Origin of the sequence: Paenibacillus sp. FSL K6-2393 (assembly GCF_038002545.1) — a bacterium.
Classification (GTDB): Bacteria; Bacillota; Bacilli; order Paenibacillales; family Paenibacillaceae; genus Paenibacillus.
Genome location: NZ_JBBOCU010000001.1, coordinates 1,024,230 through 1,039,344, shown reverse-complemented (window position 1 = coordinate 1,039,344; position 15,115 = coordinate 1,024,230). Strand labels below are relative to the sequence as shown.

12 protein-coding genes are annotated in these 15,115 nt (G+C 45.7%); all 12 read right to left on the bottom strand.

Annotation, left to right across the window (positions count from 1 at the left end):
• Positions 1-9: 9 nt before the first annotated feature.
• Positions 10-762, bottom strand: a complete 753-nt coding sequence (kduD, locus tag MHI14_RS04395; protein WP_062836432.1) for a 2-dehydro-3-deoxy-D-gluconate 5-dehydrogenase KduD — start codon at positions 760-762, stop codon at positions 10-12.
• Between the two features lie 77 nt (positions 763-839).
• Positions 840-1,598, bottom strand: a complete 759-nt coding sequence (locus MHI14_RS04390; protein WP_176873132.1) for a DeoR/GlpR family DNA-binding transcription regulator — start codon at positions 1,596-1,598, stop codon at positions 840-842.
• A 260-nt stretch (positions 1,599-1,858) separates the two neighbouring features.
• On the bottom strand, positions 1,859-2,698 hold the full coding sequence (gene kduI / locus MHI14_RS04385) for a 5-dehydro-4-deoxy-D-glucuronate isomerase (RefSeq protein ID WP_036606918.1): 840 nt from the start codon (positions 2,696-2,698) through the stop codon (positions 1,859-1,861).
• A 397-nt stretch (positions 2,699-3,095) separates the two neighbouring features.
• A complete protein-coding gene (locus MHI14_RS04380) occupies positions 3,096-4,079 on the bottom strand; it encodes a zinc-dependent alcohol dehydrogenase family protein (protein WP_341129931.1) in 984 nt (327 codons plus the stop codon).
• A 222-nt stretch (positions 4,080-4,301) separates the two neighbouring features.
• On the bottom strand, positions 4,302-4,631 hold the full coding sequence (gene cyoD, locus MHI14_RS04375) for a cytochrome o ubiquinol oxidase subunit IV (protein ID WP_091019256.1): 330 nt from the start codon (positions 4,629-4,631) through the stop codon (positions 4,302-4,304).
• Positions 4,632-5,252 carry a cytochrome o ubiquinol oxidase subunit III gene (cyoC, locus tag MHI14_RS04370; protein ID WP_091038523.1) on the bottom strand — a complete coding sequence of 207 codons (621 nt, stop codon included), beginning with the start codon at positions 5,250-5,252 and terminating at the stop codon, positions 4,632-4,634.
• Positions 5,253-7,223, bottom strand: a complete 1,971-nt coding sequence (locus tag MHI14_RS04365; RefSeq protein ID WP_091038522.1) for a cbb3-type cytochrome c oxidase subunit I — start codon at positions 7,221-7,223, stop codon at positions 5,253-5,255.
• 21 nt (positions 7,224-7,244) lie between these two features.
• Entirely contained in the window at positions 7,245-8,219 is a 975-nt protein-coding gene (gene cyoA / locus MHI14_RS04360) for a ubiquinol oxidase subunit II (protein ID WP_091038520.1), read from the bottom strand.
• Positions 8,220-8,537: 318 nt separating this feature from the next.
• Positions 8,538-8,801, bottom strand: coding sequence for a hypothetical protein (locus MHI14_RS04355; RefSeq protein WP_091038518.1), 264 nt, complete (start codon positions 8,799-8,801; stop codon positions 8,538-8,540).
• Positions 8,802-9,159: 358 nt separating this feature from the next.
• Entirely contained in the window at positions 9,160-10,521 is a 1,362-nt protein-coding gene (locus tag MHI14_RS04350; protein ID WP_133387168.1) for a GH1 family beta-glucosidase, read from the bottom strand.
• A 16-nt stretch (positions 10,522-10,537) separates the two neighbouring features.
• Entirely contained in the window at positions 10,538-12,919 is a 2,382-nt protein-coding gene (locus tag MHI14_RS04345) for a glycoside hydrolase family 95 protein (protein ID WP_341129930.1), read from the bottom strand.
• Between the two features lie 190 nt (positions 12,920-13,109).
• The gene (locus MHI14_RS04340) at positions 13,110-14,807 is read right to left on the bottom strand and encodes an ABC transporter substrate-binding protein (protein ID WP_434060095.1); all 1,698 of its coding nucleotides are present in this window, start codon (positions 14,805-14,807) and stop codon (positions 13,110-13,112) included.
• Between the last annotated feature and the right edge of the window lie 308 nt (positions 14,808-15,115).

The following is a 15,115-nucleotide window of genomic DNA, read 5'->3' as shown; positions in this document are numbered from 1 at the left end:
ATCAAACGATTAACGTGCCATCCAGCCTCCATCGACATTCAGCACATGACCATTCAGATAATCCGAAGCGGCAGATGCCAGAAAGACAACCGGGCCTTTCAGATCTTCTGGTGTTCCCCAACGCCCCGCAGGAATACGGGCTGTAATATCCCGGTACCGATTCTCGTCCGCACGGATCTGGGTAGTATTATCGGTTTCCATATAACCAGGTGCGATACCGTTAATCTGGATTCCCTTCCCTGCCCATTCATTGGCGAGTGCTTTCGTTAAACCGGCAACGCCATGTTTACTGGCTGTATATCCTGGCACATTGATCCCACCTTGATAGGACAACATGGATGCAATATTAATGATTTTGCCACTTCCGCGTTCAATCATATGTCTGCCTGCCAATTGGCTTAGGAAAAATACAGTGTTCAGGTTCAGACCAATTACATCATGCCAGTCCTGCCCTGCATGATCAGCCGCAGGTGTGCGACGGATGATTCCGGCATTGTTGACGAGAATGTCAATTCTGCCCTGGAACGCAAGCGCCTGTTCGAACACAGCCGACAACTCATCTTCACGACTTAAATCCGCTTCAATCACATAAGCCTTGCGTCCGAGTGCTTCAATGGCACTTGCCGTTTCCGCAGGCTTGGAATAAGAGACCAGCACCACATCAGCACCTGCTTCTGCCAAACCAATGGCCATCCCTTGTCCAAGTCCTCCCGAGGTACCTGTCACCAGTGCAACTTGTCCGCTTAAATCAAATGGGTTCATGAATGATTCCTCCGCATGGTTTTGATATGCAATCCTTAGAGCCGTCCGTTCTTTAATCCCATGAATAATGAATGAGGTTAACTTTGATAATCCACTGTGACACCGCTCTGCTCGTATAAGGCAGCCGTCTCTTCATCCAAACGACTATCGCTGATAATGTAGTCCAGTTCCGAACACTGGGCAAAAGTCCGAAGTGCAAATTGTCCAAATTTATAATGATCCACAACGCCGTATACTTGCTGCGAGGCAGATATCATTGCTTTTTTCAAAGGAACCAGATCTCCCGTGTATATGGATAATCCAAATTCGGGATGAAGGGCTGTCGTGGATATAAAGGCTTTATGAATGTTAAGACTGGATATAAACGCAGCCGTATCATCCCCAACCAACATATTCCGTACACGCGCCCCGCCAGGCACAACCAGTCGCACTTGCTCCTTTTTGGTCAACTCCGCAATAATGAACAGGTCATTGGTCACCACCGTCAGTGGTTGATTATCGAGACGTTTGGCCATCTCCAGCGTGGTGCTGCCACCATCGAGGGCAACGATATCTCCAGGTCGAATGTAAGTAAGGGCACGTTCAGCAATCTCCGTCTTCTCCGGATGATGCTTCTCGGTAACTCCGCGGCTATTCAAGATGCCATACTGATCATTCTGAGCCAGCATAGCACCACCGTGGACACGTACGAGCAGTCCCATACTCTCCAACTTGTCGAGATCCTCTCGCACTGTTTTCCCAGTCACCTGCAGCAACTCACTCAGATCACTGACGGTTACTTCCTGACGCTCCAGCAGAGCCTCCATAATTTTTTCATGTCTTTTCAATGGATTCATCATAATCAACTTCCTATATCACCTGAGTCAAATAGCAGTTTCACACGTACACTTCGGGTACAGAAAACCTTCCGATCACTCTTATCCCCATATTTCCTTTGATCCCTTATTTAAAGGGAGAAATCTGGTGATAAAGGCAAGCTTATGCTTTCGAAGCAGCTTTCTTTCCAGAAAGCTCTTAGCTTCGCTTCTTCTGGTCCTTTCTGTACCCTCCGTTCTAGTGTCTACCCTGTCAATTTAACTCAGACATCTGTAATTTATTATTTCAGGTCTTTCATCGCTACGCCGTCCATATCTTCGAACGTCTGGTTCTCACCAGCCATCGCCCAACAGAAGGTGTAATTGCTTGTACCCACACCACTGTGAATGGACCAGCTTGGGGAAATGATCGCCTGGCGATCACGTACAACCAGATGGCGTGTTTCGTTTGGCTCACCCATCATATGGAATACAACACCGTCTTCAGGCAAGTTCCAGTACAAGTATACTTCGGAACGGCGGTTATGGGTATGTGCAGGCATCGTGTTCCACATGTTACCCTTGTCGAGTTCGGTAATGCCCATCACCAACTGACAACTCTGAATTCCACCTTCTCCTTGGTGAATGTAACGATAGATCGTACGTTCATTGGAAGTTTCGATGCTGCCCAGATGATTTGGCTGAGCTTGTTCTTGCGTTGCTTTTACTGTTGGATAGGTGTGATGAGCCGGTGTGGATACAAAATAGAATTGGGCAGGTTGAGCCTTGTCACTGCTCGTGAACACAACTTCCTTCACACCTCTACCGATGTAGAGACATTCCTTCGCTCCAATCTCATAACCTTGTCCGTCCGCTGTCACTGTTCCGTGACCACCGACATTAATGATACCGATTTCACGACGCTCCAGGAAAAAGTTCGTTCCGATATCTTTCAGGTTCACTTCAAGGGTAATGTCCTTGCTCTCAGGTACAGCCGTTCCCACAATATAACGATCCACATGAGAATACACCGTTACCAATTCATCGGTTGCAAACAGTTGCTCCATCAAAAATTCCTCACGCAGGCGAGATGTATCATACGTTTTCACTTCATTGGGATGTGCAGCATAACGATTTTCCATTATTAATCCATTCCTTTCGTCATTTAAATTAGTTGGGATTGAGTTTGATAATGTTCATATAAGTTCATTTTAGTTCATTATGTATCTTTTGTGTACCTTTATTTTCGAAATAATAATTTTCTACGACAAAACATTTATGATTCTAACTGTCTTCGATATAATACAAGACATGGTCAGTCAAAGGAGATGCAAGCTATGGATTACCAATCGTGGATCGGAGTATCTACTCCTCCCAAGAAAATGGTAGTGGAATCGGAGGTAACAGTCCAAGTACTGCAATAACGGCTGCCATAATCGCAGTAAACATCATCTCTTTAATCTTCACAACAAGGCACCCAATATGAATTAGTTGTTAATTACGCATTCTTTATGTTGAGTTTTTTCTATGTCTTATGTATTACTGTAATAAGAGAACCTTCCCTTCGATACCCGATTCAGCCGCTGCAATAGCCTGGTGTACATTCGTTAGTTCATACGTCGCCCCAATGTTTGCCATGACAAGCCTCCCTGCTCTGACCAGCTCTATCACCTCATGAAATACCTGTTCCCAGCGTTCTTGCGAACAGCGTTCCACCCAATGCTTTAACCAGAAAAGTTTCACTTGAACTTGTGTTCCCCGGGTTACTTCATGCCATAAAGGTGTGATACCCGAAAGCAGTCCTACACTGATGACCGTCCCATTTGGTTTAAGGTAACTGACTAACTGTTCCCCGTCTGTCCCTCCAATACAATCCACGGCTGCATCAGCACCGCACCCCTCTGTTAATTCCGTAATTCTAGCCTGTAGCAACTCGTTCGTCGTATTGATAACAGAAACTGCTCCAAGACGATACAGTTCAGCAGTATGACGATCATCTCTCGTAAGCGCAATCAACTTAAATCCATTGATTTTTGAGATCTGTGCAAAGATTCGTCCGATCGCAGATCCCCCTGCATTCACAATCAGGGTATCACCATACGTAAGCTTAAGCACCTCTGTACAGATCAACCAAGCCGTCACCGGATTAATATAGAGCTGACTGGCTGATTGATCATCGATATCATTCGGCACAATAATCGTATGTTGCTCCAAAGTCTTCACGACGTCCTGCCAAGTATTCTCACCTTTTAGCGGCAAGACACGGCGCCCCAACATTTGATTGGATACTCCCGGTCCTACTGCTTCTACTATCCCCACACCCTCAAACCCGGGAACAGCTGGTAAACGGGTACGATGCGGGTAAGCTCCTCGAACAGGAATGATATCGGAGGGATTAATAGGCCGAGCATACATCCTCACTGCTAATTCACCGGGGCCAGGGGGTATCACATCTTTTTCTTCCATACATAACACTTCACATGGTTTGCCAAAACGATAATAACGGATTACCCTAGCTTTCATTGGTACATCTCCTAAAATAATTTTGCTAAAATAGCTCTAGCTAAAATATTGAATATATTGACAGAGTGTATAACAATAGTATCAATGGTAAATTATTTCATCAATGACTTATTATGATATTTACAACTTTTTTTCATTAAAATATGCGATAACTTCTGCTTAGAAAAAAAAAGAGCCCCACAACCTTGAATTCCAAGGTCGTGAAGCTCTTCATCATATGAATTAATGTGCAACAGCATTGTTAAGCATGATCCAGATCGAACCAATTACGATGGTCATCATAATCAGTAATCCGAAAATAAGGGCCATGACATTCCAGCGTGGTTTCTCTGTTTCACGGATATGCATGAAGAAGAAGAGTTGAACCACAAACTGAAGTGCTGCTGTACCAAGAATCACAATGAGTGTACCTGTTTTGCCCATCATGTCGTTCAAAACCACCACAAGTGGAATGATTGTCAGTACGACGGACAGAATGAAGCCGATGACATAAGACTTCAGTGAGCCATGTTGTTCATGGCCGTGGGAATCATGTGAGTTGTGCTCTGCCATCTACATCACCCCCATGAGATAGACGATCGACAGGAGGAAGATCCATACGACGTCCAAGAAGTGCCAATACAAGCTGATGACGTTGATCTTACCGCGAGTAACGTCGGTAATCCCACGTTTTTTCAGTTGGAACATGAGTCCGATCATCCAGATCAGACCAAGCGATACGTGAAGTCCGTGAGTACCCACGAGGGTGAAGAATGCACCAGAAGCCGCACTCGTCGTGTAACTAAAACCTTCGTGAACCATCTCAACAAATTCGTAAACCTCCAGGGCGATAAAGCTTGCACCCAGAACAGCTGTAACAATCAGCCAGTTAATCAATTGTTTCACTTTACCCTGGTTCATTGCCAGAACGGCAAGTCCGCTCGTAAATGAACTCGTGAGCAAGATAAATGTCTCGGCGATAACGCCAGGCATTTTGATCAGTTCGGACAAAATCGGTCCGCCCGCCGAATTGTCACGCAACACAATGAAGGTTGCGAACAATACGGAGAACAAGATAACGTCGGAAATCAGGAAGAACCAGAATCCGAGAATTTTCATTTCCTGTGGATCATGGTGGCCATGGTCATGACCATGCGCATGATTCTCACCGTGCTTAGCGGCTGCTTGAGCCATCTATACCGACCCCCTTAACGACGCTTCGGTACGCTTAATTTCGTCGACCGGAATGTAATAATCCGTATCGTAAGAGAATGAACGGGCGATCATACAGATGCCTACGCCAGCAAGTCCGAGAATCGCCATCCACAGCCAACCGAATACGAAGCCGAAACCAGCAACGAACCAGAAGACAGACATGATGAACGGAATCGAAGAATTCTTCGGCATGTGAATCGGCTCAAGCGGTTGCTCAGGCGGATAGATGCCTTTGGCACGACGTTCTTTCTCTTCCCACCACTCATCAATATCATCTCCGCGCGGTGTAACAGCGAAGTTATATTCAGGAGCTGGTGAAGGAATCGACCACTCGAGCGTACGACCATCCCATGGATCGCCGGAAGCTTTAAGTGTTTTGTATTTGCGAATACCGTCTGCAATTTGTGCAACTTGGAACAAGAATCCGACACCCATCAGGAACGCCCCGATTGTGGATACGAAGTTCAATTCCCACCAGCCAGTATCCCAGCCGTATGTGCTCAGACGACGTGTCATACCCATCAGACCGACAGCGTACTGCGGCATGAAGCAGACATAGAAACCAATATTCCAAGTCCAGAATGCCCATTTGCCCAGTTTCTCTTCGAGTTGGAAACCGAACATTTTAGGCCACCAGTAATACAGACCAGCGAAGTATCCGAAGACAACGCCACCGATCAATACTTGGTGGAAGTGGGCAATCAGGAAGTAACTGTTGTGGAACTGGAAGTCAGCAGGAGCAACGGATAACAGAACGCCTGTCATACCCCCGACAATAAAGCACGGGATAAAGGCAAGTGTCCACATCATCGGAGTCGCCATGCGAATCCTTCCTCGATACATGGTAAACAGCCAGTTAAATATCTTAACCCCTGTTGGAATAGCAATCAACATCGTAGTTACGGCGAAGAATGCATTCACGTCCGCTCCTGAACCCATCGTGAAGAAGTGATGCGCCCATGTAAAGAAGGACAGGAAGCTGATAATTAACATTGCAAATACCATTGACTTGTAACCAAACAGTTTTTTCCGAGAGAAGGTACTTACAATCTCGGAGAACACACCGAATGCCGGCAAGACGACAATGTATACCTCAGGGTGACCCCACATCCAGATCAAGTTGATATACATCATTGGGTTACCGCCCAGATCAAGTGTGAAGAAATGCGCCCCGGCAAACCTGTCGAGGAATAACAATGCAAGTGTCACGGTCAAGATCGGGAAAGCAAACAAGATAATGATACAAGTGGAGAATACCGACCATGTGAACATCGGCATTTTCATCCATCTCATGCCTGGCGCACGCATTTTAATGATGGTAACCAGGAAGTTGATACCGGTAGCCAGGGAACCGATACCCGATATCTGTATACCCCATATATAGAAGTTCTGTCCGACCCCCGGACTGTGTGACAGCTCCGATAGAGGTGGATAACTCAGCCATCCCGCGTCTGGTGAACCACCGATAACGAAGGACAGGTTAAACAGCATTGCTCCCAGGAAGAATAACCAGAAGCTCAATGCATTCAGAAACGGGAAGGCAACGTCCCTTGCTCCGATCTGTAATGGCACGATAACGTTAAATAAACCAAACATAAATGGCATCGCCATGAACAAGATCATGATTGTGCCGTGAGTTGTAAAGACCTGATTATAATGTTCAGGATGTAAGAAATCCATGTTAGGCATAGCCAGCTGCAGACGCATCATCAATGCATCCACACCACCACGGAACAACATGATAATGGAAGCAATGATATACATAATACCGATCTTTTTATGATCGACGGTAGTTAACCAGTTACGCCAGAGCCAGCCCCATTTTTTGAAATAAGTCAGCACCGTTACGATAGTAATCATCGTAATACCGATGGCCACGTCTGCTCCATAGATCAGCGGGTCGCCAGTTACGAAAAACTCCGATGCAAACTCTTTAAGTCTCTCTAACATTGGGGGCCTCCTTTCGAATCTTTAGTTAGCACTCTTGTCCTCGTCTTGATTGGACTTGTCAGTTGCACTTTGAATGGCTCCAGAAGCTTCACTTGAACTTCCATGCTTACTGTGAGCACTTTGACCATCTACAACATACTTGGTCACAATATTTTGGAACAATCCTTCTGGGAAGGCAGAATAATAAGCAACATTGCTTGTTCCTGGTTCAGCCAGTGCTTTGTAACCTTCTGTAGTCAACGCCTGAGAACTCTGTTTCACTTCAGCTACCCAATTGTCGAAATCTTCGTCCGATGTAGCATTCACATCAAAACGCATTTCTCCAAAATGCTCACCTGTGAAGTTAGCGCCTGAACCCCAGTACTTGCCTTCATGATCTGCCTGCAGATACAAGGTCATCGCCATACCCGACATCGTATAAATCTGTCCTCCAAGTTGCGGAATCCAGAATGAGTTCATCGGTGAATCCGCAGTGAGTTCAAATTTCACGGGCCGGTCTGCCGGTATATTCAGCGTGTTGACCGTTGCAATCCCTTGCTCAGGATACATAAACAGCCATTTCCAGTCCAGTGAAGACACTTGGATGGTAATTGGTTCTTTCTCATGAGCCAACGGCTTCGAAGGCTCCAGATCATACGTGTAACGAATCGTTACAATTGCAAGTATTCCAATAATAATAATTGGAACCGTCCACCAGATTGCCTCCGCCTTCGTACTATGAGACCAGTTAGGCTCATAAGCAGCTTTGTTATCCGGCTTGTCGCGGTAACGCCATACGATTACGGCAGACAAAATGAGTACTGGCACAATGATGACAGCACACAAAATTGTCGAGATGACAATCAAATCTCTCTGCGAAGCGCCAATTGGCCCCTTCGGATCCAGAACAACGTACTGCCCGCCTGCCAGCATTGGCCAGACAATCAATGCAATTGTAACCAACGTCAGGACAACCGGAATGATAATCCGGATTAGCGACCTAGGTTTCTTGTTCATTTTGATCCCCTCTCCTTAAATTCGCTCATACTGAAAAATCAGTATACTACTCTCTTCCTACTAAAGATATCAGAAATGAACAACTTTTTTGTTCTTGTTAACAAATTTGTCGATTTTACACCTTAAATGTGTGAATTTTTTCTCACAAATCGCTTGCATGCTTGATATTTGTACTTCGTAATCTTTACACTTCAAGTCACAAAATAAAACCCTTTGCAGTCCCGTTGAACAGTGTCAACGAATCCGCAAAGGGCTTTATTGACTGGATTCCGGGAACTTATCCAGTCTTATTATGAACGAATTAACGCAGGATTATAATCAATCGGCGCCTTCGTCTTCCCGGCGTGTATGAACAAGGCCAATCGCTTTGGCAATAACGTAAATAAACACACTACCTACAAGGAATCCAATACCAACCATCAAGCCAAGATTACGATCATTAAAGTCGTTCAGATTGATCAGACACATGACCACTCCCGTAATGAGTGCGACCCATGCCAGAACTGTCATCGTCAAGACGGCGCGCCGCATATTTTTGTCTTTGCGCTCCAATTGGCTAACCATTGCTGTCTTCGATGCCATAGTAAACACTTCCTTTTCCCTTTTTGTAAGTGCTTTCCTTATACCAATATACCACATCAGTATGATTTTTAGTCAACAAATGTTCAAATTTTATTCGCAATTTGGACACTTTATTTTGATTTCGACCGTTGACAAAACATTTTTCAATTCACTCATACTTCTTATAACCCAAAAAACGTCTCTTCATAACAGGAACTGCACTTGACCTTATGAAACCTTTATGAACTACTCATTTCCAACGGTAAAAATGCAAAAAAGACGGCACATTGGAATACTCCAATGTTACCGTCTTTTTCAACTTCAATAAGGGAACCATATATAATGAGGACCTGCTTTTCCCTTAAACCTGCCACCCAAACTATTGGGGATTATGTTCGTTCCGTGTCTCCAACCAATTATTCTTGATGACGTTCTGATACCAGTAATAACTCTCCTTCGGCGTTCTCACGAGTGAACGATAGTCCACATGAACAAGACCAAAACGCATGCGGTAGCCTTCTGCCCACTCGAAATTATCCATCAGTGACCACGCCATGTACCCTTTCAGGTTAATACCGTCGTTAATGATGCGGTGAATCTGAGCCAAGTGCTGTTCATAATATGCAATTCGGCGATCATCATTAATTTTGCCATTCTCCAGATCATCATTGATGCAGGCACCGTTCTCCGTGATATACACATCCACATTGCCGTATTTTTGCAAGTAATGCATAAATTCATACAAACCACGTGATTCCACGGGCCAGCCAATATCGGTTTTGGTGAGGCCCATATCAACTTCTTCCGATTGCAGAGCACCTGCCTCCGGATTGAAGCGATTGATCCCCATCGTGTAATAGTTAATACCTAGTAGGTCGATCGGTTGCGAGATGATCTCCATATCGCCTTCTTGGATTGGCACCGTAGCTCCCGCTTCTGCGAACCAGTCCACCATAAATTGCGGGTACGAGCCTTTGTAGATCGGGTCAAGGAACCAGTCCGTATTGAGCGCGATTGATCTATCACACGCAGCTTGGTCCTCAGGAGATTTGCTGTACGGCTCAGCCCAGCATACGTTCGGAGCAATACCGATCTGTCCGGTTGTACCCAAACGACGGAAGGATTGAACGGCTTTGCCGTGAGCGACCAGCAATCCATGAGCAACATTAATTGACGTCTGCAGGTCTTTGTTTCCTGGCGCATGAATCCCGAGAAGGTTCGACAGGAACGCGATGCACCATGGTTCGTTGAATGTCAGCCAGAAGTTGATTTTGCCAGAGAATTCTTTGAAGATCACTTCGGCATATTTCACAAAAGCATCCACAGTTCTGCGGTTGCCCCAGCCTCCGTCATCCTCCAGCGTTTGCGGAAGATCCCAGTGATACAGGGTGAGGAACGGTTCAATTCCAGCCTCGATCAATGCATCCACGAAGCGGTGGTAGAAGTCCAGACCTTCCCGATTGATCTCACCATCTCCGTCAGGAATAATACGTGGCCAGGCAATGGAGAACCGGTATGTATTAATCCCGAGTTTCTTCATCAGTTCGATGTCTTCCTCATACCGATGGTAACTATCACACGCGACATCTCCATTATCTCCGTTATATACTTTGCCAGGGGTGCGCGCAAACGTATCCCAGATGGATACCCCGCGTCCACCTTCCTGTGCCGCTCCTTCTATTTGATAGGAAGCTGTTGCTGTACCCCAGCGAAAATCTTGCGGAAATTTAAAAATGGTCATGGTTGGCTCCTCCGTCTCATGATGACACGCGGATCGTCTGTCCTGCGGTCATGGTTAAAATAATTACATAATCGCCCTGAGGCGTAAGCTCTGCCTTGGCTTGTTCGTTTCCTTCCACACGCAGCGGATAAACACTGCGAAGGGTCAGCGACTCATTTCGATCTGCCTTAATAACCGCTGACACAAGCTTGTTGTCCGTCCACGTTATTGCTACCGTATAACCACCTCTTGCACGAAGCCCTTCAACACGACCTTGAGTCCAGAGTTCAGGCAGTGCAGGCAGTAAATGTAACTCGTTCAAGTGGCTCTGCAATAACATCTCCGCGATTCCAGCCGTGCCTCCAAAATTACCATCAATTTGGAATGGTGGATGGTCATCAAACAGATTCGGATGTGTGGACCGGGCCAGCAACGTGCGCACAAACTGATGTGCCTGGCTGCTATCCAGCAGTCGTGCATACAGATTAATCAACCATGCACAGCTCCATCCTGTATGCCCGCCACCTTGTGAGATACGACGTTTAAGTGATACCCGTGCTGCTTCTACCAATTCCGGTGTGTGTACTCGATTGATCTGCTCCCCCGGATACAACCCATACAGATGGGAGACGTGACGATGTCCTGGTTCAGATTCAGCAAAATCTTTAAACCACTCCAGCAATTGTCCTTCGCTTCCAATTCGGAATGGATAGAGTTTGTCCAGAGCCTCACCCCACTCGCTCGCCAATGACTCATCTAGATTCAATTGCTTCGCGGCCTCAATACAGCGGCTGAACAGTTCACGAATTAACGTCATATCCATCGTTGAAGCCATGGATATACTGCGTGCCTCCCCAGCATCTGTGAGAAACTTGTTCTCAGGTGAAGTAGATGGAATCGTAACCAGATAACCATCGGGCCCTTCCACCAGCCAATCGAGACAGAACAGCGCCGCCTCTTTCATGATGGGATACGCACGTTCCTCAAGAAAACGCTGATCCCCGGTAAATTGGTAATGCTCCCATAGATGCGAGGTTAACCATACGCTACCCATCGGCCAGAAAGCCCAGCTTGCATCTCCACCTGTCGGTGTAGAGGTTCTCCAGATATCCACGTTATGATGAGCAGTCCATCCACGAGCTCCATACAGAATCCGCGCCGTTCTTCGTCCTGTATCACTTAGATCGGTCAGCATATCAAACAGCGGCTCATGACATTCACTGAGATTGCAGACTTCTGCCGGCCAGTAATTCATCTCCGTGTTGATATTGATTGTGTAATCACTATGCCATGGCGGCTCTACCTGATGGTTCCAGATTCCCTGCAGATTGGCAGGCTGGCTGCCCGGACGCGAACTAGCCATTAACAGATATCTTCCATATTGAAAATAAAGTGCCTCCAGTCCAGGGTCTTGTTGCCCTGCCTGATAAGCCTGCAGCCGCTCATCTGTAGGTAATTCGGCGTTAGCCGATACCCCTAAATCAATAGAGACTCTGTTAAACAACGCGCTATGATCCTGAATATGTCGGTCACGAAGCGCTTCCGCGACATGTGTGGTCGCTTTGAAGATCATCTCCTTGCATTCCTCTTCCAATACAAGATGATCCTTCACAGGCAAAACATCATAACTTTCAAAGGACGTAGCTGCTGCCAGATAAAACACAACCTGATCAGCACCCTCAATATGTAACTTGCCTTCCAGATTGGAGACCTTCACCTGATCGCCAGATGCCGTAAACGCTACACGGACAGCATAAGCCGTCCCCCGATCCTCTTCATAGAGGACGGATTCCGGGTGATCCCTGAAGTAATTGGACTCCACATGACTTGGGCACCGACTGAACATGGTTAGAGCATCTCCCGAAGTCTCAATGCGATAAGGATGGGGACTATCTAGCGTAACACTTACACTCACAGCGCCCTTCTGATCAGCAGTCAATGTGCAGACCATTAGATCATCCGAAGCACTGGAATACACTTCACGTACGTATTGAGTTCCTTCCAATGAGTAGGTTGTGGTTGCAATACCCGATTCCAGATCAAGCTCCCGTTCAAATGCATCATATGAAAGATCATCCAGACCCTCATGGTGCAATAGAAAATGACCCATCGGCTGGTAGGCCTCTACATCACGACCAAGCATTTCACGGTTCAACAAATCCTCAGCTTCACCATACTGTCCAGACATGATCAACTCTCGCGTCTGCTTCAAATACCGCTGACTGCTGTATTGAATCGTATCCCGTGGAAACCCTGACCATAATGTATCTTCATTGAGCTGAATTCGTTCATCTGCTGCGCCACCGTACACCATGCCTCCAAGACGGCCGTTTCCGATGGGCAATGCTTCTTCCCAGCGTTGCGCCGGTTGTCGATACCATAGACGATTGATTTTAGTTTGTTTATTGTGTTGGGACATGATTAGCTCCTGTTCCTAAATCAACTGTATATTTCTTATGACATAAAACGTTTTCGGTAAGTGCTTACAATAATAAAATTATATGTGATTTCAAAATTTGCGTCAATGCAAATCATCACATCATTCCACAAAAAAAGGGCCCTATATGGGGCCCTTTCCTTGCGTAACCATGGATCACAGACAATCCATATTATTTTACGTCTTTTCCTGTCCACAGAGAGACACGTTCTTTAACCCAAACCGTAAATTGTTTCTCCATTTCAACTGCACCAGCTTTGTCCAAATCAGCCAGTAAAGCATCATAGGTTGCATCAAAGTTTGCTGGTGTAGTCAGAACAGCTTCCGGAATCCGTTTACGAATGATATCCTGCGTTTTCTGGAACGTTACCTCATAGTCTGTACCGGAAGGTACGGACATGTTATACGCTGCGCCCCAATCCTTAACTGGCAGATCTTCTTCAGCCGGATAGAACTCTTTCCAAGTCGTGATACCGTATGCTTTCAGCGTTTCTTTCTCTGCAGCTGTGTAACCAGCTACAATCTGCTCAGGGAAGTTTGTTGTGTAGTAGTTATCCGTAGAATCTTTTACACCATCACCGTATCTTGCACTAAATACGTTATACATCCCAATTCCTGTTTCCTTACTGAAATTGGAGTTGTCATTCGTTTTGCGGTCCTGAACGTCATCTGGAATCACGCGTTTACCATCTTCTACGTTGTAATGTTCACCTTCGATACCCCAGTTTCTCAGAACTTGTCCTTCATCGGAAGCAAGCCAATCCATGAATTTGATGATACGCACTGGATCTTTGGCCGAAGTTGTAATCCCAATGCCATAACCGTCAAAGCCGGCTGGTTGGAACGTGTGATCCACAATTTCATCGTTAAGTGACACAGAGAAGTGAGCGTATGTGGCATCATCCTTACCCGATGATTTGAGCGCGTTCTCCGCTTCTTGATAGTTCCACTCTTGGTCAATCAGACCGAGGACACGGCCGCTGGCAATTTTGGACTTGTATTGATCATCCTTTTGAACAAAGGCATCTTTGTCCAGTAGGCCTTCATTGTACATTTTATTCAACCAGCGGAAATATTCTCTTTCCTCTGGACGTTTGTAGTGCAATGTTGCTTCATACGTTTCAGGATCAATGTAATATTCACCATCATCCGGTGCGCCTGTTGCCTGGAAGGCCGGGTTCGTTACCGTGATCATGATCTTCCAGTCATCTGCATTCAATGTTAATGGAATGGTTGGTTGACCATCAATGGTTGGATGTTTTTCATAATAGGCTCTGAGTACATTCTCGTAATCCTCAAGTGTCTTCACTTCAGGATATCCGAGCTCTTTCAACACTCTTTGCTGAATTTCAAATCCACCTGTAGCGTCAAACGTAACATTATCAACACCCATATTGGTTGGAATAGTATATATCGCTTGATCTTCCAAACTGTATTTCAAACGGTTCATCTGTTCTCCATAGATTTTTTTCAGATTGGGAGCATGCTCCTCAATCAGATCCGTGAGATCCAGCATCGCGCCTGCATCCACAAGCTTAGATAAGTTACCTTTAGGGTAGATCATATCAGGAAAGTCACCACTGGCAGCCATTAGCGCAATCTTCTGGTTACCACCATCGTTTACATCATACTCTGCTTCAATGGTAACGCCAGTTTGCTCCGTAATCTTTTTACCAACAGCATCTTGCATCTTGTTCCAGGTTGGACTAGCATCCGCCCCGAAGAATGTAACTGTGATCGGTTCAGTTCCGCTGGACTCCGAAGTCTCTTTGGTTCCCGAATTCCCGCAGCCAGCTGTAACCAACATTGCACTTGCGAGCATCAACATTGCAAACGTCTTGGGTGTATTGCCTTTCATTTTGCCTCTCATTGTCTAGTTCCCCCTATTATTTATGAAGGTTTTATCTGTATAACAGGCTTTATGCCTGAGGATACCACTTTTTTTGAATGCGCTTTCGGTATAGTTCATTCCGACGTGTTCACTAAAGCTGACGTTTCGATTCTGCAAAAAGAAAGATTCTTCTTCTAACAGACGTAAAACGTTTTCGTAAATGGAATAAACCGCTTACTGAAAGTGCTTACATGATAGATTATAGGCTATCCATCTCCTCACGTCAACAATAAAAAAAGCCCTTTCTCAAGGGCTTTTTTTGCTATGAAAATCCTTAACTTTAATGC

Excerpts from the sequence above, each read along its gene's own strand:
- MHI14_RS04380 (WP_341129931.1), bottom strand. The coding sequence starts at position 4,079 with ATGAAAGCTAGGGTAATCCGTTATTATCGTTTTGGCAAACCATGTGAA.
- MHI14_RS04390 (WP_176873132.1), bottom strand. The coding sequence starts at position 1,598 with ATGAATCCATTGAAAAGACATGAAAAAATTATGGAGGCTCTGCTGGAG.
- cyoC (WP_091038523.1), bottom strand. The coding sequence starts at position 5,252 with ATGGCTCAAGCAGCCGCTAAGCACGGTGAGAATCATGCGCATGGTCAT.
- MHI14_RS04355 (WP_091038518.1), bottom strand. The coding sequence starts at position 8,801 with ATGGCATCGAAGACAGCAATGGTTAGCCAATTGGAGCGCAAAGACAAA.
- MHI14_RS04340 (WP_434060095.1), bottom strand. The coding sequence starts at position 14,807 with ATGAGAGGCAAAATGAAAGGCAATACACCCAAGACGTTTGCAATGTTG.
- MHI14_RS04350 (WP_133387168.1), bottom strand. The coding sequence starts at position 10,521 with ATGACCATTTTTAAATTTCCGCAAGATTTTCGCTGGGGTACAGCAACA.
- MHI14_RS04365 (WP_091038522.1), bottom strand. The coding sequence starts at position 7,223 with ATGTTAGAGAGACTTAAAGAGTTTGCATCGGAGTTTTTCGTAACTGGC.
- kduD (WP_062836432.1), bottom strand. The coding sequence starts at position 762 with ATGAACCCATTTGATTTAAGCGGACAAGTTGCACTGGTGACAGGTACC.
- cyoA (WP_091038520.1), bottom strand. The coding sequence starts at position 8,219 with ATGAACAAGAAACCTAGGTCGCTAATCCGGATTATCATTCCGGTTGTC.
- cyoD (WP_091019256.1), bottom strand. The coding sequence starts at position 4,631 with ATGGCAGAGCACAACTCACATGATTCCCACGGCCATGAACAACATGGC.
- MHI14_RS04345 (WP_341129930.1), bottom strand. The coding sequence starts at position 12,919 with ATGTCCCAACACAATAAACAAACTAAAATCAATCGTCTATGGTATCGA.
- kduI (WP_036606918.1), bottom strand. The coding sequence starts at position 2,698 with ATGGAAAATCGTTATGCTGCACATCCCAATGAAGTGAAAACGTATGAT.